Here is a 24,420-nt window from a genome sequence, read left to right as displayed (position 1 = left end):
CCACGAACTCCGCCCTTCCCTCCGCGACTTGACGCGCGTAGCGTTCCGCGCGCCACGGCTTTTCTCCCGTCCAGAAGGGCTGACACCCATGAAATTCGGCAGATACCTGGCCGCCGGAGCCCTGGCGGCCGGCGCGCTGGTGACGGTTCCCGCCGGTGACGCGGCGGCGCTCCCCGCGTGTCCCGTCATCGTCAGTCACGGCGGTTATCCGACCGGCGCGAACCCGTGGGACCGCGACCAGTTGCGGGCGCCGAACAACTACAAGGCCATCGACAGCCTGGTCGCCCAGGGCTCCGGCGGCTTCGAGGCGGACGTCCAGCTGACCAAGGTCGCGGTGGGCAGCGACGGCAGTGTCAGCGGCAAGGCCGTGATGTGGCACAACACCACCACCCACGGCCTCAGCGGCACCAGCAAGAACATCACGGACATCTACTGGGACGGCGGCACCGACAAGCTCCTCGGCCGCACCCTCCAGTGGGGCCCCTACAAGGGTGAGGGCGTGTACTCGCTGCGGCAGTGGCTGGACCACGTCAAGTCCAAGGGCGCCTACGCCGAACTGGAGATCAAGAAGGAGACCCACAAGTTCCTGATCGACGGCTCGGCCGCGGTGCGGGCCAAGGCCTGGAGCGAGATCACCGACCCGGTCACCGAGCGCTACCAGAGCCAGCCGATCACCGTCTACTCCCATGACGCGGACATCGCGGCCGCCCTCAAGGCCCGGGTGGCCGCCGGCACCTTCCCCAACGTCCTCGGGGGCGCCCCCGACTGGCCGGACACCGTGCCGTGGGAGGAGCCGCCGCCCTCGTGGTCCGGCAACGCCGCGAGTTGGCAGGCCAGCCTGGACAAGGGCCCCAAGCGGGTGGCTACGAGCTGGACGCCGGACTACAAGAACTGGCTGTCCGGCAAGTGCGCGTGAGCGGTTCCTAGGGGCAGCGCCGGTGCCCCTGGGTACCGGTGGCGCCTGCCGGCGCCGGCGCCCGTCGCGGTCGACGGCGACCACGACGGGGGCGGCGGGCCGCCCCCTCCCCCTGCACATCTGGGCACGAAGTGCCCACGGATAAGGGGCGCGGGGAACTGCGCGACAAGCCCCGACGAGACCGTCGGATCGCCACCGCCCCAAAGGGGCTGTTTCTGTCCCGTCCGGACCACCGGCCGGTGGTGGGTTGCTCGCGCAGTTCCCCGCGCCCCTTATAGGTGGGCACTTCGTGCCCAAACTTGTCACCGTGCGTCCGACGATCCGCACCCCATCGCAAGCCGGTCCTCCGGCGGAAGCCACGCCCCCTGCGGAAGGAAAAGCCACCCCTCCGCGTTCGCGAGCGCCGTCGCCGCGGCGCGCAGTGCGTCGAGGGCCGGATGTTTCAGGCCGTGGCGCCACACGAGGGACAGGGGGGAGAGGGGTACGGGGTCGACGAGCGGGCGGAGGATCGTGTCGGGGATGGCCGGGAAGTCCCGGACGGCCAGTACCGGCATCCGGTTCTTCGCCATGACACGACGGAACTCGTCGACGCCGATGGCGAGCGGCACCGGCGGTGCGACCGCGACGCCGCGACCAGCGAAGAGCCGCTGCGCGAGATCGGTCCACTCGCGGGTACCGGGGTTGCCCGCGCCCGCGTACACCCGCTCGCCCGCCAGCGCACCGAGCGGCACGTGCTCCAGCTCGGCCAGCGGGTGGTCGGCGGGCAGCAGGATCGCCATCGGTTCGAAGCGCACCGGCTGCTGCGCCAACCGGGCACGCAGGTCGGCGTCCAGGCCCGCGTACCGTCCGAACGAGGCGTCGAGGCGCCCGTCGAGCAGCTTCGCGGCGGCGCCCGTCAGGCCGCTCTCGTAGCGCGCCATCAGCTCGCGGTCGGGGATGCGTGCGCGTGCCTCGTCCAGGATGCGGTGGCCGATGAGTCCGGGGCTGTTGAGGTCGACGAGCAGCGGGCGGGCGGCCGGCGCACACGCGGCGAGCAGTTCGTCCTGTGCCTGGAGCACCCGCCGCGCATACGGCAGCAGCCGCTCGCCGTCGGGCGTCAGCGTCACCTGCCGGGTGGTCCGCAGGAACAGCTCCACGCCCAGCTCGCGCTCCAGGCGCCGCACGTCCCGGCTGAGCGCCTGCTGGGCGACGTAGAGCCGGGCGGCGGCCCGGGTGAAGTGGAGTTCCTCGGCGACCGCGACGAAGGCGCCCAGCAGCCGGGTGTCCGGGCCGCGCTGCTGCGCCCCGCGATCCTGCTCCCCGGCGCGTGCCTGCTCCGGGCCGGGGCCGGCAGCGGTGGCCTCGGATCCGGGTTCGACGGGTGGGGCGGGGTCTGCGCGCACGACGACCACGGTACGCGGCGGCCGTGGCGGCACGGGGTACCGGCCGGTCCACCGTGCGGGCGACCTGATATGTTTACCGGAGTCAAGCCTCCCGGCGGGATCCTTCCGCCCCGGGAGGCTTTTTTGATGTCCGGGACGGGTGTCCGGGACGGGTGCCGCAGACGCCCGCCCGGTGCCTGATCGTCCGCCATCTGAACCGCTTACGGAGACCCCGTGCCCAAGCCAGCGCCCAAGCCAGCGCCCCAACCAGCACCCACGCCCGCGCCCGGACCCACGTCCGGGCCGGGAAACATGACCATCCGCCGCATCACGCCGGCCGACCGCCCCGTGTTGGAGCGGCTCTGGCTGATGTTCCGGCATGACATGGCCGAGTTCCACGACAAGTTGCCGAACCCGGACGGCACCTACCGCAGCGAATGGTTGGAGTCCGTGCTCAGCGACGATCCCGACTGGGCCGGGTATCTGCTGATGCTGGGCCCCCACCCGGCCGGGTTCACCTTCCTACGGGCGCTGACCGCCCCGGTCAGCGTGCTGAACGGCTTCTTCGTCGTGCGCGGGGCACGCCGGGCCGGGTACGGGCTGCGGGCGGTCCAGCAGGTCCTGGTCCGCCATCCGGGTGCCTGGGACGTGGCCTTCCAGGACCGCAACGAGGGCGCGGTGCGCTTCTGGCGGCGGGTGGCGACCGAGCTGGCCGGGGACGCCTGGACCGAGGAGCGCCGCCCGGTGCCGGGGCGGCCGGAGCTGCCGCCGGACGTCTGGATCTCGTTCCGCGTGCTGTAGAAGCGGCCGGCACCGGTCCTTGAGGACGTGGGACCGGTGCCGGCCGGCGGCGGGTCGGCGGTCAGGGGCGAGTGCCCGCCGGCGCTGCCGAACGGGTTCGGGGGCTCGCGCCCCCGCCCGGGTCAGTGCCGGTGCCCACCGTGGTGCCCGTGACCCGGGCGCTGCTTGGCCAGCGTGTCGGCGACGGCGGTGTACGCGGGCTTGGGCTGGTAGCTCTCGTCGTAGAGGTTCGCCGCGCCCTCGCCCTCGAAGGTGCCGGGCACCCAGGAGTAGGCGTCGGTGAAGCCCCAGACGGTGAACGACGTGCAGTGCTCGGTGGCCAGGCAGGCCGCGAGCATGCCGGAGTAGTCGGACGCCTGGCGCGTCAGGTCGGCTTCGTCGGCGGGCAGCGGGATGCGGACGTCGGCCTCGGTGACGGAGGTCGCCAGGCCGAGGGCGTCGAAGCGCGCCATGTTGTCGGCGAGGTCGGACGGGAAGTCGTACTGGATGTCCAGGTGGCCCTGGAAGCCGACGCCGTCGATCGGCACGCCCTGCGCGCGCAGCCGCTTCACCAGGTCGTAGTAGGCGTCGGACTTCGCGCCCTTGCTTTCGATGTTGTAGTCGTTCAGGAAGAGCTTGGCGTGCGGGTCGGCCTGGTGCGCCCAGCGGAAGGCGTCCGCGATGAACGAATCGCCCAGTTTCTGGGACCAGATCGAGTCGCGCAGGGTGCCGTCCTCGTTCAGTACCTCGTTGACCACGTCCCACTGGTAGATCTTGCCCTTGAAGTGGCTGACCTCGGCCGTGATGTGCCGGTGCAGGATGTCGCGGAGGTCGTCGGCCGTGATCGAGCCGTCGGCCACGCCGTCGGTGAGCCAGCCGGGGAGCTGGTTGTGCCAGAGCAGGGTGTGGCCGCGCACCTCCTGGTGGTGCCGGGCGGCGTAGCGGACGAGGGTGTCGGCGGGGGCGAAGTCGAAGGTGCCCGGCGAGGGCTCGACGGTCTCCCACTTCATGACGTTCTCGGCGGTCACCGAGTTGAACTGGTCGCCCACCACCGACGCGTACTGGCTGTCGTCGGCGAGCGCGTCGACGTTCACGGCGGTGCCGATGCGGATGCCGCGCTGCTTCGCCAGGTCCCGCAGCGAGGCGTCATGCGCCTGCGCGGACACCGTCTGCACGGCCGTCATCAGGACGGTCGTGCCGAGCAGCGCGAGTGTGGTGGTGGCCCTGCGCCCAAGTTTCATGTCTGGCCTTTCGGTGGGTCAGTGATCCGGGCACCGGGAGGTCGGGGGGACGTCCCGGTGGGTCGTGGGGGGCGGGGCTTGCTGGGGCCGGGCGTGCCCGGCCGGGCCGGCCGCGGACGCGCTGGGCGACCGTGGCCGTGGCGGGGGGTCCGCTGCGGCCGGCACCGGCCCATTGGGGCTGGGTCGGTACCGGCCGCCGCGGTCGGACCGGCGGTCAGGGGCGAGATTCCGCCGGCCCGGTCCGGGGGCCCGGGGACCGGGCAGTGCAGTGCCCGGTCCCCGGGCGGCGTCCGTCGGCCGGGACGGGGGCGGGCTGCGGCCGTCCGGACGCTGACCTGTTCTCTCAGTGCACCCGGTGGCTTTCCAGGGGCCCGAGATACGTCGGCTCGAGGCCGCCGGTGTCGACGACGAGGCGTTGCAGCACCACCGTCGGATCGACCATCCAGAACGTCAGCCGGTGCACGCCCGCCGTGGCGACGGTGTGCCGGGTGGCGGTCAGGTTGACGTTGTCCGAGGTGTTGCGGGCCCATCCCCGGTTCATCACGCCGTCGTCGGAGCCGGTGGCGGTGATGATGTCGACGGTCTGCGGGGCGTCGTCGTCGAAGGAGACCGCGTACCGCAGGCCCGCACGGCCGAGGGTCGGGTTGCGTGGCGACAGGTACGCCCACACGGTGAGCTCGCCGGGGGTCAGCACGCTGACCTCGTACTCCAGGTGCGGTGCGGAGCCGCCGGGGGTCTGCTGCGGCGCGGTGACGGGGACGGGGGTGAGCCCGGCGGCGCCGGTGCGGCCGATCCCGTCGATGCGCTGCCAGATGATGCCGTGCGCCCCGACCGTGCGGGTGGCGTGCTCGGCGTCGATGGCGATGTAGCCGCCGGCCTCGACGAAGCCGCGCAGCCCGCTCGCCTTCGGCCGGTCGGCGACCGCGGTGACGGTGACGATCGCGCCGTCCGGGCCGTGCACGACGAGGTCGGCCTCGGTCCTGCCCTGCGGCGCCTTCGCCCAGTCGACCGTGACGATCGCCCTGACCTGCTGCTCGACGGTGCCGTGGGCGGGCGACACCGTGATCCACGGCACGGACGGCTCGATGCGGTAGGCGAACGGGCGGCTGCCCCGGTTGAAGACCTCGATGTACTGGTCGGCGCGTGTCTGGTAGGGGCTGAAGACCGGCAGGACCGGTCGGCCCTCGGCATCCGGCCACCAGTCGGGTGAGCCGTCGATCGCGACGCCGAGATCGGCCGTGGCGGGCAGGTCGATCTTCTTGACCGCCGGGAACAGCACGTCCGGAATGGCCTTGTTGTCGATCTGCGGCTGCTGCCAGGACGCGTCCGGGCCGTAGCGGGCCACGTCGCCGTAGTCGATGTGCGGCTGGGTCTGGAAGCCGCGCCACTTGCCGCCCGCGATCCTGGTGTTGAAGCGTTCGGCCAGGTCGAAGTCGCGTTGCAGGCCGGCCTCGGCCCGGGCGGCCAGGTCGTTGGTGGCGGCCCGGCCCTGCCCGGCATAGTGCAGGTTGGTGAACTCCGCCTCGCGCAGCGCATACAGGTTGGCGGTGGCCTGGACCTCGTAGCCGACCAGTTCGTACCAGGCGTCCTGGGCGTCGCGCGGCAGGTGGCGGGCGATGTCGTCGGCCTTCTTCGCCAGGTGCCGCCACTCCTCGGTGACCCGCTCCAGCTCGCGGTGCGAGGTGAGCGAGAACGGGGTGGCCTGGTCGTCGTTGCTGATCGCCGACTGGTCCGTGGCGGGGTCCTTGGCCGGGTCCAGGGTGATCTTGCGGTTGAGCAGCTCGGGCTTGCGGCGCGCCTGGAGCCGGCCGTACTCGGCGAGCACGGCGGCGATGGCCGGGGCCTGTGCCTCACCGAAGTTCTGCCGCGCGTAGCGCTGTTCCCAGGCGGGCAGCTCCGTCACGTCCCAGCGTTCGGGGCTCCAGGCGTAGTCGAGGAAGAACTGGGTGGGCAGCTCGTTGCCCTTGAGGTCGCCGACGTTGACGACCCACAGGCCCTGGTTGCCGTAGGCGACGGCCTGGCGCAGCTCGTCCCAGACGTTCGGCAGCGACGCGGTGTCCACCCACTTGTAGTTGCGGCCGGCGCCGACGTAGTCGAAGTGGTAGTACAGGCCGTAGCCACCGGAGCGGGCGGGCTCCGCGGGGTCGGGGTGCTTGCGGATGTTGGCCCAGTTGTCGTCGGTGAGCACGACGGTGACGTCGTCCGGGGCGCGCAGGCCGCGGTCCCAGTAGCGCTGCACCTCCTTGTAGAGGGTCCACACCTGGGGGATGGTCGCGGGGTCCTTGCCGGTGACGTCGGCGAGGATCTGCCGCTGGGTGGCGATGATCTCCTTCATCAGGTCGATGCCGTCGCCGTCGGGCAGGCTGGTGTCGCCGTTGCCGCGCATGCCGAGCGTCACGACGCCTTCGAAGCCCTGGTCGACCATCCGCTGGATGCCGTCGCGCCAGTACTGCTTGAGCGCGTCGGCGTTGTTGCGGAAGGACCACTCGCCGGTGCCGCCGTACGGGTCGTGGCCGGGGGTGACGACGGTGCCGTCCTTGTCGCGTACCGCGGCCACCGCGTGGCGGTTCCACTCCTCGATGCCGCGCATCATGGGTGCCTCGTGCGAGGTGCCCATGACGATGCCGTACTCGGTGGCGCGTGCGTGGTTCTCCGGGTCGTCCTCGGCGAAGGCCCGGCCCCAGACGGCCGGCCACAGGTAGTTCGCCTTCAGGCGCAGCATCAGCTCGAAGACCTTGGCGTAGAAGGCGGCGTTGAAGCCGTCCGCGTGCCCTTCGGCCTTGCCCGGGCCGAAGTAGCCGGGTGCCCAGGTGGCCAGCGCCGGCGCCTCGTCGTTGATGAAGAAGCCGCGGTACTGCACGGCCGGGGTGCCCTGGGTGTGCCGGCCCGGCAGGATGTAGAGCGCGGTGCGCCTGACCGGCTTGACGTCGTCCCACCAGTACCAGGGGGAGACGCCGATGCCGAGGCTGACGTCGTAGATGCCGAAGATGGTGCCGCGCTGGTCGCTGCCCACGATCACGAAGGCCTGGTCCACGCCGTCCATCGGGGACTCGACAACGGTCTGGAGCGAGGTCTCCCACCGGCCCTGGATGCCGCTGACGTCCAGCTTCCCGGCTGCCACTAGCCCGTCCACGAGGGGGCTCTGTCCGAGGGTGCCGATGATCGTGATCTGCCGGGCGCGCGCCGCGGAACCTTTCGGAGCCTCGACGCCCTTCGCCGTCCGCTCGACGACCGGTCGGGCGCCCGTCACACGCTCGATGTCGTCCCGTAGATCGCCCACCGCACGGCGCACGCCCGCGTGGTCGGCGTCGCTCACGACGAGCGGGGTGGTGGTCCGGCCGTGCGCGAGGGTGAAGGCGCCGGGGCGCGGGGTGAACGACACGTACGAGCCGAAGTCCGTGGGCCGCTGCGCGCCCGCGCCCGCGCCGTCGTACGGGGCGGAGTGCGCGGTGCCGGACAGGCCGGGGACCGTGCCGAGGGCCCCCAGGGCCAGGGCGCCCGCTGCGCCCGCCCCGATGACCGTTCTTCGGCTGGGCCGCCGGTCGAGATGCCTGTCCATGACCACTCCTTCGTTCACGTGCGTGACCGCGAGTCACCTCTCGGTCGTGGCATATCTTGGTTCGGAAAATTCGCCGAAACAATGGGTGGTTCAGAACGAAAATATTTCGATCAGGGACAGACTGCCGCGGGGTCCGTCACCTGCGTGCCCGACCTCCGGGACGGTTCGCCCCGGGCCCTGGCGTGCCCTCAGGGCCCCAACGGACCGTGGCCGCACGCACGAACCGCCGCCTCACGGGCGGATCATGACCTTCAGCGCCTCCCGGTCCGCCATCGCGCGGTAGCCGTCCGGTACCTCCTCCAGACCGATGGTCCGGTCGAAGACCCGACCCGGTTCGATCTTCCCCTCCAGGACGTCGGGCAGCAGTTCCTCGATGTACGCGCGGGCCGGCGCGACGCCACCGGTGAGGGTGAGGTTCCGGAAGAACTCCGGGAAGCCCATGGGCACCTGCTCGTACTGCGGGGCGCCGACCCGGCTGATCGTGCCGCCGTCGCGGACCACGGCGATCGCGGTTTCCACGGCGGGCAGCAGGCCGACGCATTCCAGCACCACGTGCGTGCCGTCGCCGCCGGTCAGCTCATGGACCTTCGCGACACCCTCCGCACCCCGTTCGGCGACCACGTCGGTGGCACCGAAGTCCCGGCCGAGGTCGGTGCGGTCCCGGTGCCGGCCCATCAGGACGATCCGCTCCGCCCCGAGCCGTCGGGCGGAGAGCACCGCCGACACGCCGACGGCACCGTCCCCGATCACCGTGACGTCGGTGCCCGGCCCGACGCCGCCCTTGACCGCGGCGTGATAGCCCGTGGGGAACACGTCGGACAGCGTGAGCAGGCTCGGCAGCAGGTCGGAGTCCTCGCCGACGGGCAGCTTCACCAGCGTGCCCTCGGCCAGCGGCACCCGCACCGCCTCGCCCTGACCACCGTCGACGTCCTCGGCGCCCCACATGCCGCCGTGCCGGCACGAGGTGTGCAGGCCCTCCCGGCAGAAGTCGCAGGTGTTGTCCGACCAGACGAACGGGGCTACCACGACGTCGCCCCGCTTGAGGTCGGAGACGTCCGAGCCGGTCTCCTCGACCACGCCGAGGAACTCGTGCCCGATCCGGTCACCGTGCTCGGTGGTGGGCCTGGCGCCGTACGGCCACAGGTCGCTGCCGCAGACACAGGAGCGCACCACGCGCACCAGGGCGTCCGTGGGCTCAAGGATCTTCGGGTCGGGCACGTCTTCCACGCGTACGTCGCCGGCTCCGTATATCAGGGTCGCTCGCATGAGACATCTTCCAGAGTGGATCCGATGGTCTGGCGGTCGTGCACATCCCCCCTGCGCGGGTTCCATCCCCCACCGTCTGAAACAGGTCCACGGCACCGACGGACGGCGGGACGCACGCCCCGGCTCACGACCCGGCGCACGACAAAGGGCCCGTACGACCGAAGTCGTACGGGCCCTTCAGCTCTCGGAACGAGCCGTGGTCAGATGACCTTCAGGTAAGCGGTGCTTACTTGACGATCTTCGTGACCTGGCCGGCGCCCACCGTCCGGCCACCCTCACGGATGGCGAACTTCAGGCCCTCCTCCATGGCGACGGGCTGGATCAGCTCGACGGTCATTTCGGTGTTGTCGCCCGGCATGACCATCTCGGTGCCCTCGGGGAGGCTCACCACACCGGTCACGTCCGTGGTACGGAAGTAGAACTGCGGGCGGTAGTTGTTGAAGAACGGGGTGTGGCGACCGCCCTCGTCCTTCGACAGGATGTACGCCTGCGCCTCGAACTCCGTGTGCGGGGTGACCGAGTTCGGCTTGATGATGACCTGGCCGCGCTCGACGTCCTCGCGCTTGATGCCGCGGAGCAGCAGACCGACGTTCTCACCGGCCTGGCCCTCGTCGAGCAGCTTGCGGAACATCTCGATGCCGGTGACCGTGGTGGTGGTCTTCTCCGGCTTGATGCCGATGATGTCCACGGTCTCGTTGACCTTGAGGATGCCACGCTCGATACGACCGGTGACGACGGTGCCACGACCGGTGATCGTGAAGACGTCCTCGATCGGCATCAGGAACGGCTTGTCGACGTCGCGCTCCGGCTCCGGGATGGACTCGTCCACAGCCTTCATCAGGTTGAGGACGGACTCGCCCCACTCCTTGTCGCCCTCCAGGGCCTTCAGAGCGGAGACCTTGACGACGGGTACGTCGTCGCCGGGGAACTCGTACTCGGAGAGGAGCTCACGGACCTCGAGCTCGACGAGCTCCAGGATCTCCTCGTCGTCGACCATGTCGGCCTTGTTCAGGGCGACGACGATGTACGGCACGCCGACCTGGCGGGCCAGGAGCACGTGCTCCTTGGTCTGCGGCATCGGGCCGTCGGTCGCGGCGACCACCAGGATCGCGCCGTCCATCTGGGCGGCACCGGTGATCATGTTCTTGATGTAGTCCGCGTGACCGGGGCAGTCGACGTGGGCGTAGTGACGCGCTTCGGTCTGGTACTCGACGTGCGCGATGGAGATGGTGATACCGCGCTGGCGCTCTTCAGGAGCCTTGTCGATCTGGTCGAAGGCCGAGGCCTCGTTGATGTCCGGGAACGCGTCGTGCAGCACCTTGGTGATCGCAGCGGTAAGAGTGGTCTTACCGTGGTCGATGTGACCGATGGTGCCGATGTTGACGTGCGGCTTAGTCCGCTCGAACTTCGCCTTCGCCACTGGGGTCCTCCTGTGGAGTGGTTCTGTACGCCTTACTTCATCGGCGCCAGGTGATCTTTGCTGGAAAGCCCGGGGCCATGGGACATTCCGCCACTATTGCGGAGGAATGCCCCGGGACCTCCGGAGTCAAGCCTAAAACGTGTAGAGGGCCGTCTCGGCCTGCTTACTCGCCCTTGGCCTTCGCGATGATCTCCTCGGCGACGTTCCGCGGAACCTCGGCGTAGGAGTCGAACTGCATCGAGTAGCTTGCGCGCCCCGACGTCTTGCTGCGGAGGTCGCCGACGTAGCCGAACATCTCCGACAGCGGGACCAGGCCCGTGACGAGCTTGGCACCGGCACGGTCCTCCATGGACTGGATCTGACCACGCCTGGAGTTGATGTCGCCGATGACGTCACCCATGTAGTCCTCGGGGGTGGTCACCTCGACCTTCATCATCGGCTCGAGCAGGGCCGGGGAGGCCTTGCGGGCGGCCTCCTTGAAGGCCATCGAACCGGCGATCTTGAAGGCCATCTCGGAGGAGTCGACCTCGTGGTAGCCACCGTCGAGGAGGATCACCCGGACGCCCGTCAGGGGGTAGCCGGCGAGCACGCCGAACTCCATGGCCTCCTGGCAGCCCGCGTCCACGGACGGGATGTACTCCCGCGGGATACGGCCACCGGTGACCTTGTTCTCGAACTCGTAGCCGTCGCCGTCGAGCGGTTCGAGGGAGATCTGGACCTTCGCGAACTGACCGGAACCACCGGTCTGCTTCTTGTGCGTGTAGTCCAGCTTCTCGACCGTCCGGCGCAGCGTCTCGCGGTAGGCGACCTGCGGCTTGCCGACGTTCGCCTCGACGCGGAACTCGCGCTTCATGCGGTCGACCAGCACGTCGAGGTGCAGCTCGCCCATGCCGGCGATGATCGTCTGCCCGGTCTCCTCGTCGGTCTTGACGCGGAAGGACGGGTCCTCCTCGGCCAGGCGCTGGATCGCGATGCCCAGCTTCTCCTGGTCGCTCTTGGACTTGGGCTCGATGGCGACCTCGATCACCGGCGCCGGGAAGTCCATCGACTCCAGGATGACCTGGTTCGCCGGGTCGGAGAGCGTCTCACCGGTGGTGGTCTGCTTCAGGCCCATGACGGCGACGATGTCGCCGGCGCCCACCGACTCGATCTCCTCACGCTTGTTCGCGTGCATGCGGTAGATCTTGCCGATGCGCTCCTTCTTGCCCTTGATCGGGTTCTGCACCTGGGAGCCGGTGGTGAGCCGGCCGGAGTAGACCCGGACGAAGGTGAGCTTGCCGAGGTGCGGGTCGCTCGCGATCTTGAAGGCGAGCGCGGAGAGCGGCTCGTCATCGGACGGCTTGCGGCGGACGATCGCCTCGGGGTCGTTCACCGCGTGGCCCTCGATGGCCTCGATGTCGAGCGGCGAGGGAAGGTAGCGCACCACGGCGTCGAGCAGCGGCTGGACACCCTTGTTCTTGAACGCGGTGCCGCAGAACACGGGCGTGACCGTGATGCCGTCGCTCTTGCCCGACTCGATGGTGACGCGGCGGATCGCCGCGTACAGCTGCTCCTCGGTGGGCTCCTGGCCCTCCAGGTACAGCTCCATCATCTCTTCGTCGTTCTCGGCGACGGACTCCAGGAGCTTGCCGCGGTACTCCTCGGCGGCCTCCTGGTGCGTGTCCGGGATGTCGACGATGTCGTACGCCTCACCGAGCGCGGTCTCGGCGGACCACACGAGCGCCTTCATGCGGACCAGGTCCACGACACCCTTGAAGTCGGCCTCGGCGCCGATCGGCAGCTGCATGACCAGGGGCACCGCACCGAGGCGGTCGCTGATCATGTCGACGCAACGGTGGAACTCGGCACCGGTGCGGTCCAGCTTGTTGACGAAGCAGATACGCGGCACGCCGTAGCGGTCCGCCTGACGCCACACGGTCTCGGACTGCGGTTCGACACCGGCGACGCCGTCGAACACCGTCACCGCACCGTCGAGGACGCGCAGCGAGCGCTCCACCTCGACCGTGAAGTCGACGTGGCCCGGGGTGTCGATGATGTTGATGGTGTTGTCGACGTCTTCGAGCGGCCAGTGACAGGTGGTGGCAGCAGACGTGATCGTGATGCCACGCTCCTGCTCCTGCTCCATCCAGTCCATGGTGGCAGCGCCATCGTGGACTTCGCCGATCTTGTAGGAAACGCCGGTGTAGTACAGAATCCGCTCGGTGGTCGTCGTCTTGCCCGCGTCGATGTGGGCCATGATCCCAATGTTGCGGACCTTGGCCAGGTCAAGCGAAGTGGTGGCCATAAGGCTCAGTCTTCTCTCGGTTCTCGATGGGGTCTGCGACTACCAGCGGTAGTGCGCGAAGGCCTTGTTGGACTCGGCCATCTTGTGCGTGTCCTCGCGCTTCTTCACGGCTGCACCGAGGCCGTTGGAGGCGTCGAGCAGCTCGTTCAGCAGGCGCTCGGTCATGGTCTTCTCACGGCGAGCGCGCGAGTAGCCGACCAGCCAGCGCAGCGCCAGCGTGTTGGCGCGGCCCGGCTTGACCTCGACCGGGACCTGGTAGGTCGCGCCACCGACTCGGCGGGACTTGACCTCGAGGGTCGGCTTGATGTTCTCCAGGGCGCGCTTGAGAGTGATGACCGGGTCGTTGCTGGTCTTCTCGCGCAGCCCTTCCATGGCGCCGTAGACGATGCGCTCTGCGGTGGAGCGCTTGCCGTTCAGCAGCACCTTGTTGATGAGGGAGGTCACCAGAGGAGAGCCGTAGACCGGGTCGATGATGACCGGGCGCTTCGGGGCGGGGCCCTTACGAGGCATTCTTACTTCTCCTTCTTGGCGCCGTAGCGGCTGCGAGCCTGCTTGCGGTTCTTCACACCCTGGGTGTCAAGCGAACCTCGGATGATCTTGTAGCGAACACCCGGCAGGTCCTTCACACGGCCGCCGCGCACGAGCACGATGGAGTGCTCCTGCAGGTTGTGCCCCTCACCTGGAATGTAGGCCGTGACCTCGATCCCGCTGGTCAGACGCACACGCGCGACCTTACGCAGGGCCGAGTTCGGCTTCTTCGGGGTGGTCGTGAACACACGCGTGCAGACGCCGCGACGCTGGGGGGAACCCTCCAGTGCGGGCGTCTTGTTCTTCTCGACCTTGTCCTGCCGGCCCTTGCGGACCAGCTGCTGGATCGTAGGCACTACTTCTCCGGTTTCTGTGTGCCGAGTAAAGCTAACCTGGAACTTCGCCGACCCACGCGGTCGGGTGTGTCGAATGCTGCATACTTCCCCAGCAAGGCGGGAAGGGCACAGATTGCGGCGGCCGAATCAGGCTCCCCACGCGGTTTGAAGGCACGCGCGAGGGCCAGGGCACACCCCAGGCACAAGGTCTGAGCGTACCCAGGTCGTCGAGCTGGGTCAAAACGAATACGCTGCGCTGATGGGGGCACGTCGGGGGCCGGCACCCGGACCCGCCGACCGCAGTGGTAACGCCGGGGTTCACCGGTTCATTCCCCTCTCCGAGCCGCGACGCGCCACGACCCACCGCCGGCCCGCCGCCCGTCAGGGCGTACGTCGGAGCCGCGCCGGCACTGCTCCGTACGGCGTACGGCCCGGGCGCGGCGTGAATTCGACGGAGGTCGAGCCGGAGCCGGCCAGCGACCCCCTGTCGATCCACGCGCGAAACGCGCCCTTCGGGTCCGCCCCGTGAGTTTCAGCGCACGCGCCCGTACTCGGGCAACCGCAGCGCGTTGTAAGCGGCGCGCCCCTGTCCGTTCGTGGGCAGGTCGGTCCTGCTGCGGAGCGCTTGGTTCCGGGCGTCCACCTCTTCCTGGGTGTGCGGGGTGACGACGGTGCTGCCGGTGGTGGCGATGGCCTGGTTGACGGTGACGAACTCGCGCATGACGTCCTCGTAGGCCGCGAACGCCGCGGCGTGATCGGCACGGGTGGCCAGCTCGCCGGCCAGCACGTAGGCGCCGACGAGGGCGACGCTCGAGCCCTGCCCGGAGAGGAAGGAGGGCGCGTACGCCGCGTCGCCCACGAGTGCGACGCGCCCCTTCGACCAGGTGGGCATGTGTATCTGGCTGACGATGTCGAAGAACAGATCGTCCGCTTCACGCATGGCGGCGACCAGCCGGGGGACCTCCCACTGCCGGTCGGGGAACGTGGCGGCGACCAGGTCGCGCTGCGCCTCGGGGTCGCGAAAGGCACCGAAGGGCGGCTCGTCCATCTTGAAGACGAGGAACCCGTGCACCGTCTCGCGTGCCCCGTACGCGTAGATCGCCGCACCGCGGCCCGGCACGTTCCAGATGACGGCCTCGCGCTCAAGACCGAAGTCATTGGGCAACGTGAAGCCGGCGAAGGCGCGGCCGAGGTAGCGGTGGTACTGCTCCTCGGGCCCGAAGACCAGGCCCCGCGTGTTCGAGTGCAGCCCGTCGGCGCCGACGACGAGATCGAACCGTCGGCGCCCGCCCCCCTGGAAGGTGACGTCCACGTGGTCGCCGCGGTCGTCGAGCCCGGCAATGGAGTCGCCGAACACATACTCCACCGAGTCGCGGGTGAGCCGGTACAGGCTGTCGGCCAGGTCGCCGCGGCGCACCTCGATGTCGTGCCCCTCGTCCCCGAGCACGTATTCGGGTCGGGTCGCGGCGATCGTCGAGCCGTCGGCGTCGAGGAACGAGAGCTGACGCGTGTCGACGTGAGCCCGGCGCAGCTCCGGGAGGACCCCCATGCGCTCGACGACGCCCAGGGCGGTTCCGCGGATGTCGATGGCGTATCCCCCGCCGCGGATGCGGGAGGCCTTCTCCACGACGGTGACGTCGAAACCGTGGTGGTCGAGCCAGTAGGCCAGCGCCGGGCCTGCGATGCTGGCGCCGGAGACGAGGACGGTGGGTGAGGCGGAACGGGTGTGGGTCATGATGGCCCCCTTCGCGCGGCAGCGCGCGGTACGCAATACGCGGTAGGCACGCACACACGCAATAGATACGTACTTTAGTTATCCTTTTTGCGACCAGGGCCACCCCGGGCCCCGGAACGCCGGACACGAGCATATAGATACCTAAGTTAGGTAAGCAACTACATGCCAGACGACACGCCGCCCGACACGGACGTCATGGGCGTCCTGCCGCACATCGCGCAGCTGAGCAACGCCTTCAGCCGGGGAAGCCTGGCGGAACGGGCCATGGACAGCGCCGGCCTGTCCCTGGACCGGCCGGCGATGTCCGTCCTGGTGTCCGTGCACCTGGCGGACCACCCCCTGCGCATCGGAGAGATCGCGGAACGCATGCAGGTCGTGGGCCCGCACGTCACCCGGCAGGTGCAGGAGCTGGAGCGCCGCGGCCTGGTGCGCCGCGTCGCCGACCCGCACGACCGCCGCGCCAGTCTCATCGAGCCGACGGAGACGGGCGCGGCGGCTGCCGACCGCTACACGACCACGCTGCTGGGCTGGTTCAACCAGGCCATCGCCCACTGGCCGGAGCAGGACCGCGACGACTTCGGCCGGCTGATGCGGCGCTTTGTCGATGACCTCACGGTCTGGCTGACGTCGTTCGAGGACGACGGGACGCCGCCTTGAGGCTCAGGCGGCGCCCCTCCACGGGGGACTACGTCAGCGCAGGTGGCGAACGAAGGCGGCCCAGGCCGGGCGGGTGAAGTGGATCACGGGGGCGGTGGGGCGCTTGCTGTCGCGGACGGGGACGACGTGCGGGACGCCGTCAGCGACTTCAAGGCAGTCGCCTTGGGCGCCGCTGTACGTACCGCTGCGCCACTCCGCGTCTGACACCGATGCGGTCGCCCTCGCTTCCTGAGAACCGCTCAACGCAGGTGGTCGACGAACGCCGACCACGCCGCAGGACCAAAGGCCAGGACCGGGCTGGCAGGACGCTTGCTATCGCGGACAGGGACTACGCCAGGGATGCTGTCGGCGACTTCGAGGCAGTTCCCCTGGCCTCCGCTGTAGCTGCTCGCCCGCCATGCCGATTCCCCAAGAACAGCCGATATACGGTGATCACGACTCATGAACGGTACCCCTCTACAGTGCGCTGGATCAGCGCGAGTGACTCTGTGGGCGGCAACGCGGATTTGCGTGCGTCGTCAAAGAGAGCGCGATAATAGGCGACTTCAGGTTCCCTCTCCACCCACATATTGCCCGACGGAATCTCGGTCAGCACGAGGTCGAGCGAGGACGCCTGCGGAAAACTCATCAGCACGTATGGGCCGAACATACCCGCGTGCGCGCCACGTGAGAACGGCATGATCTGGACGGTGACGTTGGGCAAATCCGCCATCGTCAACACATGCTCAAGCTGGTCGCGCATCACCGATGCACCTCCGACCTGCTGACGCAGGACACCCTCCGCGAGGACCACCCAGAGTTCGAGCGGAGACTCATCAGTAAGGCGCTTTTGGCGGGAGAGCCGCACCTCGACGAACTGCTCAATCTCCTCCGGTGTCTGCCAAGCGCGTGAGGCTACCGTCACCGCGCGACCATACTCAGGGGTTTGCAAGAGCCCAGGAATCAGCTGCGCTTCGTACGTCCGCACGCGATCGCAGATGGCCTCCATCTCGATCTGATCCCGGTAGGCGTCACCAAGCACACTGCCGTACTGATGCCACCAACCATCGCGTCGACGCCGGTTGGCCTTCCGCGCCAGGGCGCTGAGCCGCTCACGCGTTTCCCGGTCTTCGATTCTGTAGGAGCTCATAAGGGCACTCAGGTCTGGCGCACGGACAGGTACGTGCCCGTTCTCCATGCGGCTGATCTTTGCTCGCGTGCACTCCAGCACCTCGGCGGCCTCGGCCATGGACACACCAGCGGCTTCACGAAGTCTCTTGAGTTCATCGCCGAGTTGCCTGCCCAACACGGTGGACGGTTTCACAGAAGGCATGAACAACTCCCTATCAGCCACAGGGCCACACGGATGCCCACCCACTCGAATGAGTGAAAGAGGTCGCTAGGACTCCAAGTAATTTTGCACGAGCCCTACGCTACACAAACCGGACGTGCTGCGCGCTCCATCCGCACCACGCCCAGGGCAGCCTGAGCCAGCCACAAACTCCAGGGGTCGCCTTGAACGAGCAGACCGAGAATGCAGCCGTTCGCAAGGTCACGTGCCGCCTACCTCGCCGCGCCAGCACCGTTCCAAGAGCACGGGCGCTGCTCTGCGCGGTGCTCAGCGACTGGGGTATCGACCAAGACGTCACCGAAACCGCCGAACTGGTCCTCTCCGAGCTGGTCACCAACGCCCTGCGCGTGCCCGCCCCACGCGACCGGCAGGTGGGCATCCTGATCGCGCGGTCAGAAGCAGACGGGTTACTGCGGCTGGAGGTGAGCGACGCCGGAGCCGGCCGGCCCGAGGTCCGGAACCCGGGCGAGGACGAAACCGGCGGGCGCGGGCTGCTGCTCGTCGAGGCCCTGGCGCACCGCTGGGGCGTGCGCGACCGCCCCTACGGCATCGGCAAGACGGTGTGGGCCGAACTGAAGGCCCCGGACATCGTGGCCGTCCCCGCCGAGCGGCGGATCGCCGCGGTGATCATCCAGCCCGGACAGCAGGTCAGGCTGCACGGACGATGGCACACCGTCCTCGGCGTCCGTGCCGACCAATCCACATCCGGCGGAATTGCCATCGTGCTGGAACTCGACTCCGGCCCCCGGCAACGGGTGGACGCGGCCGAGCCGCTGACCGTACGGGACGGGGGCGGACGTGGCTAGTCTGGCGCGGTGCGCATGAACACGTACGGAGAGGAGGAGCCGCGGTGATCACCCGGATCGAGATCGACGGGTACAAGTCCTTCGAGGGCTTCTCCCTCCACCTGCCCCCGTTTGCCGTCCTGGTAGGGGCCAACGCGTCCGGCAAGTCCAATCTGCTCGAAGCCGTGGATCTTCTCGGCCAGCTGATCCGGGAGCCGACGGGGCAGGCCCTAGTCGATCACGCCCGCCGGGGCGGCCCGAAGGAGCTGTTCCGGCGTGGTCCGGACAATCGTCCTGTCGAGGCTATGCGGATCGCGGCCCACGTGCTCGTGAACGGTCCTGAGGGTTACTGCCTTCCCAGGGTGGAGGCCGAAATCCGGTACGCGGATCCGCCTGATCCCCTCTGCGTCAGTGTCCTAGTCAGCGACGTTCCCAACCAGGCCATGCGGGATATGCCGCTCCACACCGTCGACGTCGCCGAACACCTGGTCACCGCCACCAAGGACTGGCGAATCCTGGAACCCACCCCCCGCGCCATGCGTGTCGTCTCCTCCACCTATGACACCGCCCCCCTCGCTGAAGACGGCAAAAACCTGGGAGCCGTTCTGGGCCGTATCGCACGAAGCCCCGAGGGCTGGCGTGACTTCCAGGCCGATGTCGCGGCGCTGCTCCCCGACCTGGTGGACGTCACAGTGGAGGCCAACACCGAATGGGCCCAGTGGGACGTCTGGCTCCAGCACAAGCATGAGCACCGCATGACCACGAACACGGCGTCCGCAGGCACCCTGCGCGTCCTGGCGCTGCTCGCCGCGGCGCATGATCCCGACCACGAGGGGGTGCTGATGCTTGAGGAGCCGGAGAACCACCTCCATCCGAGTCGCATCCCGCAGCTACTGCAAAGGCTGCGCGGCAGGACCAGTGATCGCGCGACGCTCACCTCGGGCAACGGCCGTCAGACGCTCATCACCTCGCATTCGCCGGTGACACTCGCCGCCGCCTTGGACATGGCCCCGGAGTCGGTCGTCTTCCTGGACACGGTGACCCGGTTCGACGACGGGCAGCCGCCCCGTCGGCTGACGCGAGTCAGAAAGGTCGCCGACGAGGGAGAGCGGGGGACGTTCGTCACACCGCTCGAAGTGCGTAAGTACCTTGACCCGGTGGGGCGGTTCAGTCGTGGGGCGTAGGTATTTCACTCTCGCTCTCCTCACTGAGGGGGCGAGCGATCAGTGGTTCCTCGGGCCACTCATCGACCGGCAGATCACCGAGCTGGCGCAGGAGACCTCCGTCGGCTTCGACTACTCGTGAGTCGTCACCGGTGACTGCTTCACCGTGGCGCCCCGGGACCGGGTGCAGCGCGAGGTGGCCGAGCTGCTCCACTACTTCGACGTGGTCCTGATCCACCATGACCACAACGAGCGCGGCAAGGTCGACGCCTTACGGGAACAGTTGGCCAATGATGCCCCGCGCATCGTCGGACTCGTCCCCGTACGTGAGACGGAAGCCTGGATGCTCGCGGACACGACCGCGCTGCGTGCGGCGTCACCTGCCAACGACACCACGTGGGAAGTGCCCCACGACGTGGAGAAGGTCACAGATCCGAAGGCCCTGCTGAAGGCGGTCCTCGGGGGCCGGCAGGACGTCGAGAGGCTCTTCGACCGGCTGGGCCAGACGGCAGGACTCGACATGCTCGCGAAGGTCTCCGCCTACCGACGCTGGCTCACGGAACTCCGCACAGCCATGGAGCGCCTGCACTTCCTCTGATGTTGCCCGGATCCCTCCGCAACAGATGAACGCGGCCGAATCACTGCCCGTGCACCGGCCACGATTCGGGCAGCGCAACGCCTCCGAAAACCGGCCCGGCGAGCGACGATGGAGGCATGGACAGGCGTGACGAGCCCTTCCGGACGATCTTGATGCTCAAGCTGCTCGGGACCGGCGTGCTCGTCCTGGCCGTGGCCGCCTGCCTGATCTACGTCGTCGTCACCGGTCACTAGGCCCCGCCCCCCGGCCACCGATCATCGCCATCAGCACCCCATGGGTCTCCCCGTCCGCAGCCACGACGAGCCCCCGGCCCCCTTGCCCGACCGGCGCCCCGTCGACCCCGCTCACCACGCACCCCGCCGCCCGGCACAAGGCGATACCGGATGCGAAGTGCACGCTCCCGGACAGGTCACCGCCGTCGGTGACGTACGCGGCCCGCTTGCCGGCGGCGACCCACGCCAGCGCCAGCGACGTGGAGACGACCCGGGGCCGGAACCGGGCCATGAAATCGGGATGGGCCAGCAGGTCCACCGCCCGGAACCCGGGGGCGCTGGGGAACGGCGGGTCCAGGTTGACGTCCACGAGGTGGGTGGCGGGCGTGGGCGCCAGGCGGGTGTCCACGTCGTCCTGCCGGGCCCAGGCGGCCTCGCCGTCCGTGCAGAAGACCTCGCCGCTGAACGGGTCGGCCACCGCCGCCGCACCACCGCGCAGCGCCACGTTGACGGCGACCAGGAGGTTGCCCACCGCGTAGTTCAGCGTGCCGCACAACGGGTCGACCAGCCACTGGCGTGCGGCCCGCGCAGCGCCCTGCTGGCCGCCCTCCTCACCGAGCACCGCGTCATCGGGCCGGGCGGTGCGCAGGACGCCCAGGATCGCCTTCTCGGCCGCCACGTCGGCGGTGGTCGCGAAGTCCCCGCCGCCCTTGTCGATGCGGTCGAGCCGCTGGCCGTACAGCTCGCGCACCACGTCCGCGCCGGCGCGAACCGCGGCTGTCGCAACGCCGACGTCGTCGAGGATTCCGGGTGAGTCGATCACGCGGCGCAGGATAACCGCTGGGGTGCGCGGGACCGCGCCCACGAAATCCGGAAGACGGTGTGCGACGGGGTGTGCGCCGGGCTGAAGGCCTCCGGCCGCGCCGCCGGCCATACGGACCGGACCGGACAGGCGCCCCACGTCCGCCTGTCGTAGCCCTACGAGCCCTCCCGGTACGCCCCGGAGGGTACGCGGGAGGCCTCCCGCGATACGACGACGCCGGCCGTGACCGCTCGGAGGATGGTGCTGCGTCCGCCGTCGCGGACGACGTCGATCCGCGAGGCGACCGACGACCGACACCACCACAGCAAAGGAGGCCGTCTCGTGACAGCGCAGACGCCGCCCGGCGACCCCGGCGACCGGCGGTTGGCAGTTACCGGGAACCCACCGCGGCGCGACCCCGCGGCCCGGACCGCGATCGGCCGTGCCCACGGCCGGCACCGGACGCTCCTGGTCGCCACCTGCGTCGCCCTGGTGCTGGCCGCCATCGGTGACGAGGCGCCCGGCTATGACGGGCCCGGCCCTTTCATCGCCCTCGCGTTCGCCGCGATGGTGGCGCTGGTCCGGTGGCGGTTCGTGCCGCTGCTCGTCGTCGCCATGAGCGTCTTCCTCCTCGTCGGAGGACTCGCCACGCCCGAGTTCACGTCCCGGCTGATCCGGCCGGAAGCCGCACTGGACTTCACCGCCGGCTGGCTACAGATGCTCAGCCTCGTCGCCGCCGCCCTCTTCGCGGTGGCCTCGACCGGCCTCGTCCGCCGTGCATCCCGTTGACCCCACCACGAAGGAAACTGTCATGCTCCGTCTGCGTCGGCTGAGCCGTAGCACCCTCGTCTCGTTCGCCGGTCTGCTCGTCGGCGTCGTCGGTCTGGTCGTCCAGTGGGTGGCCGAGCCGTCCAAATTCTCCGATGCCCAATCCAGCTTCGGCGTCGCCTTCCCGCCCGGCATCCTGTTCATCGTCGCGTCAGGTCTGCTGGTGCTGTGCACCGCCCGCTGGTGGTGGCACGCCGTCTTCGGGGTGCTCATCGCGTTCTGGATCGTCGGCGTCGGCACCCTGGCCGGCCAGCTGACGCCCAACCTGACCTCCCACAACGCCGGTACGGTCGCCGGGAACCTCATCATGGCCGCCGGCCTCGCACTCGCCTTCGTCGCCGGGGTCCTCAGCATGGTCACGGCTCGGCGCACCCGACGGACCGCCCTGAGCAGCCCGGCCGGGTGACCCGGCGGTGCTGGGTACCCGGGGCTCACACCGCTATCACCAGGAAGACGAAGAACACCATCCACGCCGCGATCGACAGCCACCCCATGATCAACCCGATCACGGCCTGCGCGTCACCGCTCTCCCCGCTGCTGCGGAGTTCGCTCAGGGCCATATGGCCCGTGATCACCGCGGGCAGGCCGGTGACGCCGAACGTCACCATGGTCATCAGGCCCAGCACGAGGGACGCGACCGCCTTGCCGTTGACCGGACGGGACAGCACCGGCAGGTACGGCTGGGGCACGGCGGGGGGCATGGCCACGGGCGTGGGTGGCATCGGTGCCGGGCCTTGCGGAACGTCGGCGACCAGGACGGACAGCTCGCCGATGGTGCGGGCCGCGTACGCCCGCGCGACCCGTTGCTCGAATTCGCGCTGCTGGAGCCGGCCCTCGCCGAAAGCCGCCCGGAGCACGTCCACGGCGCGCTCGCGCTCGGCCTGCGAGGCGAGCATGGACGGGTTTCCGGGTACCTGCCACGACTGCCCCGGCTGCCACGGTGACGGCGGTGGATACCGCATGGGCGCCTCCCCCCACTCGGCTGGCCCTTCCATCATCCTTCACGTCACAGGGAAGGCACCGGTTCCATAGGAAATCAGCCGGGAACAGACGGCGCACGCACCCCGCGCACACGCCGAAGGGCGGCCACCCCAACCGGTTAGCCGCCCTCCGGACGTTCCCGCTGTCAGCGATGTCGCCGGTCGGGAGCATCAGTCCGTGGCGATCAGCAGCTCACGATGCTGCCGGCTGATGATGACAGCGCCGTCGGCGACGCTGTCGACCGTGAGATCACCGCCGTCCGGCCGGGTCCCGGCCGGCAGCCGCAAGTGCGTGGTGTGGAGCAGGTGTCCGGTTTTCGCGTCCAGCACAAGCAGGTCGGCCTGGACCCGGTCGTCGACGTCCGCGGAGCTCGGCTGGCGTACGACGTACATCCGGCCGTCGGCGACCGCCGGCAGCCCGTACACCTGGCCGTGCGGAGCCGACAGGCGCCAGGCGAGGTGTCCGTTCCGCGCGTCGTAGGCGCGCAGGAGATCATCGTGGTCGTGGTCGTCGTCCTGGCTCCGGGAGTCGGTGGCTGACACCGCGATGCCGCTTCCCGAGGCGACCGGCTCCCAGCTGTCCGGGGAGAAGGTGGCGCGCGTGGAGATGCCTTGGCGGTTGACGTCGAGCACGCGGACGGTCGCCGGGCTGTCCGGGTCGGGGGCGATCAGCTCATGTGCACCCGCTCTGACCAGCGATCCCGGGCCCTCGGTTTCCTGGTGCCAGAGCACGTCGCCGGTCTGGTTGTCGATTCCGAGCACCAGACCGCTCTCCTCGTCGTTCCCCGTGCCGCACTCCAGATGGACAGCGCTGAGATGCCGCGGCAGGACGTACACGGTGGTGACGTGCAGATCGGGACAGGAACCCGGCACCTTCACCGTCCACAGTCTCCGGCCGTCACGCTCGCCGAAAGCGCCCAGCGTGCCCGCGGACACCGGGACGACGACCTGGCCGTCTTCGAGCCTCATCAGCTGGGCACCATGCTTGTTCCAGACGTTCGCGCGCCACAGCGGCCTGCCCTGACGCAGGTCGACGCCGACCAGCTCCGCCCCGTGGCTCCAGTATCCGATCACCACGGTGCGCTCCGTCACCGCGAGTTGCAGGACCTGCTCATCGCCCCCGCGCCCGTAGCGCCAGTACACCTTTCCCGTACGCAGGTTCACCGCCTGCACACCGGCGTCCGTCCGCTCCACGGCCAGGCCGTGCGCCACACCCGAATCGGACGGCAGTGAGGCTCCGCCATCCAACTTCCGGTCGATGACATGGTCCGGCCTGCTCGGGGGCCGGTCGGCGAACGCCGCCGGGAAGGGGCCCTGAGCTCCGGTGATCACGTCCTGTGGCTGATGCCGGTCACCAGGCTCGAACACCAGCAACAGGGCGCACACGACGCTGGTGAGTACGACGAGCAGGCCCAGCGCCCGGACGCGGCCCGCCGCGTCCGCCAGGTTCACCAGTCTCGTAGGTTCTTTCTCCTGTGCCACCATGCCCCCCGACGGCCCGCCCCTCCCAGAGAGCGAGCCCAAGCAAACAGTTCGTTTGTCAACGAACGTTGGATGGGCGCGACAGGCACGCACGCCCAGAGGGCGGCCACCCCCACGGGGGTGACCGCCCTCTTTACGCCTGCGGACTCACCGCGAAC

General features: G+C 69.4%; 24 protein-coding genes. 9 read left to right on the top strand and 15 right to left on the bottom strand.

Going from position 1 to position 24,420, the window contains the following annotated elements:
- Nucleotides 1-88 precede the first annotated feature (88 nt).
- On the top strand, nt 89-916 hold the full coding sequence (locus NQO67_RS27770; protein WP_255953027.1) for a hypothetical protein: 828 nt from the start codon (nt 89-91) through the stop codon (nt 914-916).
- A 302-nt stretch (nt 917-1,218) separates the two neighbouring features.
- On the opposite strand, the gene NQO67_RS27765 is transcribed toward NQO67_RS27770, so the two are convergent.
- On the bottom strand, nt 1,219-2,172 hold the full coding sequence (locus NQO67_RS27765) for a LysR family transcriptional regulator (protein ID WP_255953158.1): 954 nt from the start codon (nt 2,170-2,172) through the stop codon (nt 1,219-1,221).
- Nucleotides 2,173-2,589: 417 nt separating this feature from the next.
- Here NQO67_RS27765 and NQO67_RS27760 point away from each other — a divergent pair, with 417 nt between their 5' ends.
- A complete protein-coding gene (locus NQO67_RS27760; protein WP_255953026.1) occupies nt 2,590-3,078 on the top strand; it encodes a GNAT family N-acetyltransferase in 489 nt (162 codons plus the stop codon).
- Between the two features lie 122 nt (nt 3,079-3,200).
- Here the strand turns inward: NQO67_RS27760 and NQO67_RS27755 are convergent, their stop codons facing one another.
- From NQO67_RS27755 to NQO67_RS27720, 8 genes are all read right to left on the bottom strand, one after another.
- Nucleotides 3,201-4,298 carry an endo-1,4-beta-xylanase gene (locus NQO67_RS27755; protein ID WP_374119172.1) on the bottom strand — a complete coding sequence of 366 codons (1,098 nt, stop codon included), beginning with the start codon at nt 4,296-4,298 and terminating at the stop codon, nt 3,201-3,203.
- Nucleotides 4,299-4,641: 343 nt separating this feature from the next.
- A complete protein-coding gene (locus NQO67_RS27750; RefSeq protein WP_255953025.1) occupies nt 4,642-7,857 on the bottom strand; it encodes a glycosyl hydrolase 115 family protein in 3,216 nt (1,071 codons plus the stop codon).
- 231 nt (nt 7,858-8,088) lie between these two features.
- Entirely contained in the window at nt 8,089-9,123 is a 1,035-nt protein-coding gene (locus tag NQO67_RS27745) for a zinc-dependent alcohol dehydrogenase family protein (RefSeq protein WP_255953024.1), read from the bottom strand.
- A 226-nt stretch (nt 9,124-9,349) separates the two neighbouring features.
- The gene (tuf, locus tag NQO67_RS27740) at nt 9,350-10,543 is read right to left on the bottom strand and encodes an elongation factor Tu (protein ID WP_255953023.1); all 1,194 of its coding nucleotides are present in this window, start codon (nt 10,541-10,543) and stop codon (nt 9,350-9,352) included.
- A gap of 163 nt (nt 10,544-10,706) precedes the next feature.
- The gene (gene fusA, locus NQO67_RS27735; RefSeq protein ID WP_255953022.1) at nt 10,707-12,827 is read right to left on the bottom strand and encodes an elongation factor G; all 2,121 of its coding nucleotides are present in this window, start codon (nt 12,825-12,827) and stop codon (nt 10,707-10,709) included.
- Nucleotides 12,828-12,866: 39 nt separating this feature from the next.
- Nucleotides 12,867-13,337 carry a 30S ribosomal protein S7 gene (rpsG, locus tag NQO67_RS27730; protein WP_007384059.1) on the bottom strand — a complete coding sequence of 157 codons (471 nt, stop codon included), beginning with the start codon at nt 13,335-13,337 and terminating at the stop codon, nt 12,867-12,869.
- A gap of 2 nt (nt 13,338-13,339) precedes the next feature.
- Entirely contained in the window at nt 13,340-13,711 is a 372-nt protein-coding gene (rpsL, locus tag NQO67_RS27725; protein ID WP_003948652.1) for a 30S ribosomal protein S12, read from the bottom strand.
- A gap of 511 nt (nt 13,712-14,222) precedes the next feature.
- Nucleotides 14,223-15,425 (bottom strand): FAD-dependent monooxygenase, encoded by a 1,203-nt coding sequence (locus NQO67_RS27720; RefSeq protein WP_255953021.1) that lies wholly within the window; start codon nt 15,423-15,425, stop codon nt 14,223-14,225.
- A gap of 162 nt (nt 15,426-15,587) precedes the next feature.
- On the opposite strand from NQO67_RS27720, the gene NQO67_RS27715 reads away from it, so the two are divergent.
- The gene (locus tag NQO67_RS27715; protein ID WP_255953020.1) at nt 15,588-16,082 is read left to right on the top strand and encodes a MarR family winged helix-turn-helix transcriptional regulator; all 495 of its coding nucleotides are present in this window, start codon (nt 15,588-15,590) and stop codon (nt 16,080-16,082) included.
- A 33-nt stretch (nt 16,083-16,115) separates the two neighbouring features.
- On the opposite strand, the gene NQO67_RS27710 is transcribed toward NQO67_RS27715, so the two are convergent.
- From NQO67_RS27710 to NQO67_RS27700, 3 genes are read right to left on the bottom strand one after another with little or no spacing between them, the layout of a single operon-like run.
- Nucleotides 16,116-16,289, bottom strand: a complete 174-nt coding sequence (locus NQO67_RS27710) for a DUF397 domain-containing protein (protein ID WP_308295705.1) — start codon at nt 16,287-16,289, stop codon at nt 16,116-16,118.
- Between the two features lie 32 nt (nt 16,290-16,321).
- Nucleotides 16,322-16,525 carry a DUF397 domain-containing protein gene (locus NQO67_RS27705; protein WP_255953018.1) on the bottom strand — a complete coding sequence of 68 codons (204 nt, stop codon included), beginning with the start codon at nt 16,523-16,525 and terminating at the stop codon, nt 16,322-16,324.
- Entirely contained in the window at nt 16,522-17,394 is an 873-nt protein-coding gene (locus NQO67_RS27700) for a helix-turn-helix domain-containing protein (protein ID WP_255953017.1), read from the bottom strand. The genes NQO67_RS27705 and NQO67_RS27700 overlap by 4 nt, the downstream gene beginning before the upstream one ends.
- 182 nt (nt 17,395-17,576) lie before the next feature.
- Here NQO67_RS27700 and NQO67_RS27695 point away from each other — a divergent pair, with 182 nt between their 5' ends.
- The 4 genes from NQO67_RS27695 to NQO67_RS27680 are packed head-to-tail and all read left to right on the top strand — an operon-like array spanning nt 17,577 to nt 19,958.
- Nucleotides 17,577-18,218, top strand: a complete 642-nt coding sequence (locus tag NQO67_RS27695) for an ATP-binding protein (protein WP_255953016.1) — start codon at nt 17,577-17,579, stop codon at nt 18,216-18,218.
- Between the two features lie 44 nt (nt 18,219-18,262).
- Nucleotides 18,263-19,381, top strand: coding sequence for an AAA family ATPase (locus NQO67_RS44360; RefSeq protein ID WP_255953015.1), 1,119 nt, complete (start codon nt 18,263-18,265; stop codon nt 19,379-19,381).
- Nucleotides 19,371-19,502 (top strand): hypothetical protein, encoded by a 132-nt coding sequence (locus NQO67_RS27685; protein WP_255953014.1) that lies wholly within the window; start codon nt 19,371-19,373, stop codon nt 19,500-19,502. Before NQO67_RS44360 ends, NQO67_RS27685 begins: the two co-directional genes overlap by 11 nt.
- Before the next feature lie 24 nt (nt 19,503-19,526).
- Complete coding sequence (locus NQO67_RS27680; protein ID WP_255953013.1) at nt 19,527-19,958, top strand: DUF4276 family protein; 432 nt, start codon at nt 19,527-19,529, stop codon at nt 19,956-19,958.
- A gap of 219 nt (nt 19,959-20,177) precedes the next feature.
- Here the strand turns inward: NQO67_RS27680 and NQO67_RS27675 are convergent, their stop codons facing one another.
- A complete protein-coding gene (locus NQO67_RS27675) occupies nt 20,178-20,993 on the bottom strand; it encodes an inositol monophosphatase family protein (protein WP_255953012.1) in 816 nt (271 codons plus the stop codon).
- A gap of 321 nt (nt 20,994-21,314) precedes the next feature.
- Here NQO67_RS27675 and NQO67_RS27670 point away from each other — a divergent pair, with 321 nt between their 5' ends.
- Both NQO67_RS27670 and NQO67_RS27665 read left to right on the top strand, forming a co-directional pair.
- The gene (locus NQO67_RS27670) at nt 21,315-21,761 is read left to right on the top strand and encodes a hypothetical protein (RefSeq protein WP_255953011.1); all 447 of its coding nucleotides are present in this window, start codon (nt 21,315-21,317) and stop codon (nt 21,759-21,761) included.
- A 22-nt stretch (nt 21,762-21,783) separates the two neighbouring features.
- Nucleotides 21,784-22,206 (top strand): hypothetical protein, encoded by a 423-nt coding sequence (locus tag NQO67_RS27665; RefSeq protein ID WP_255953010.1) that lies wholly within the window; start codon nt 21,784-21,786, stop codon nt 22,204-22,206.
- 25 nt (nt 22,207-22,231) lie between these two features.
- On the opposite strand, the gene NQO67_RS27660 is transcribed toward NQO67_RS27665, so the two are convergent.
- On the bottom strand, nt 22,232-22,696 hold the full coding sequence (locus NQO67_RS27660) for a DUF1707 and DUF4190 domain-containing protein (protein ID WP_308295704.1): 465 nt from the start codon (nt 22,694-22,696) through the stop codon (nt 22,232-22,234).
- A 255-nt stretch (nt 22,697-22,951) separates the two neighbouring features.
- On the bottom strand, nt 22,952-24,232 hold the full coding sequence (locus NQO67_RS27655) for an outer membrane protein assembly factor BamB family protein (protein ID WP_255953008.1): 1,281 nt from the start codon (nt 24,230-24,232) through the stop codon (nt 22,952-22,954).
- Nucleotides 24,233-24,420: the final 188 nt, after the last annotated feature.

The sequence above is a fragment of the Streptomyces odontomachi genome (assembly GCF_024435355.1).
Lineage (GTDB): Bacteria > Actinomycetota > Actinomycetes > Streptomycetales > Streptomycetaceae > Streptomyces > Streptomyces odontomachi.
This window is presented reverse-complemented; position numbering and strand designations above follow the sequence as displayed.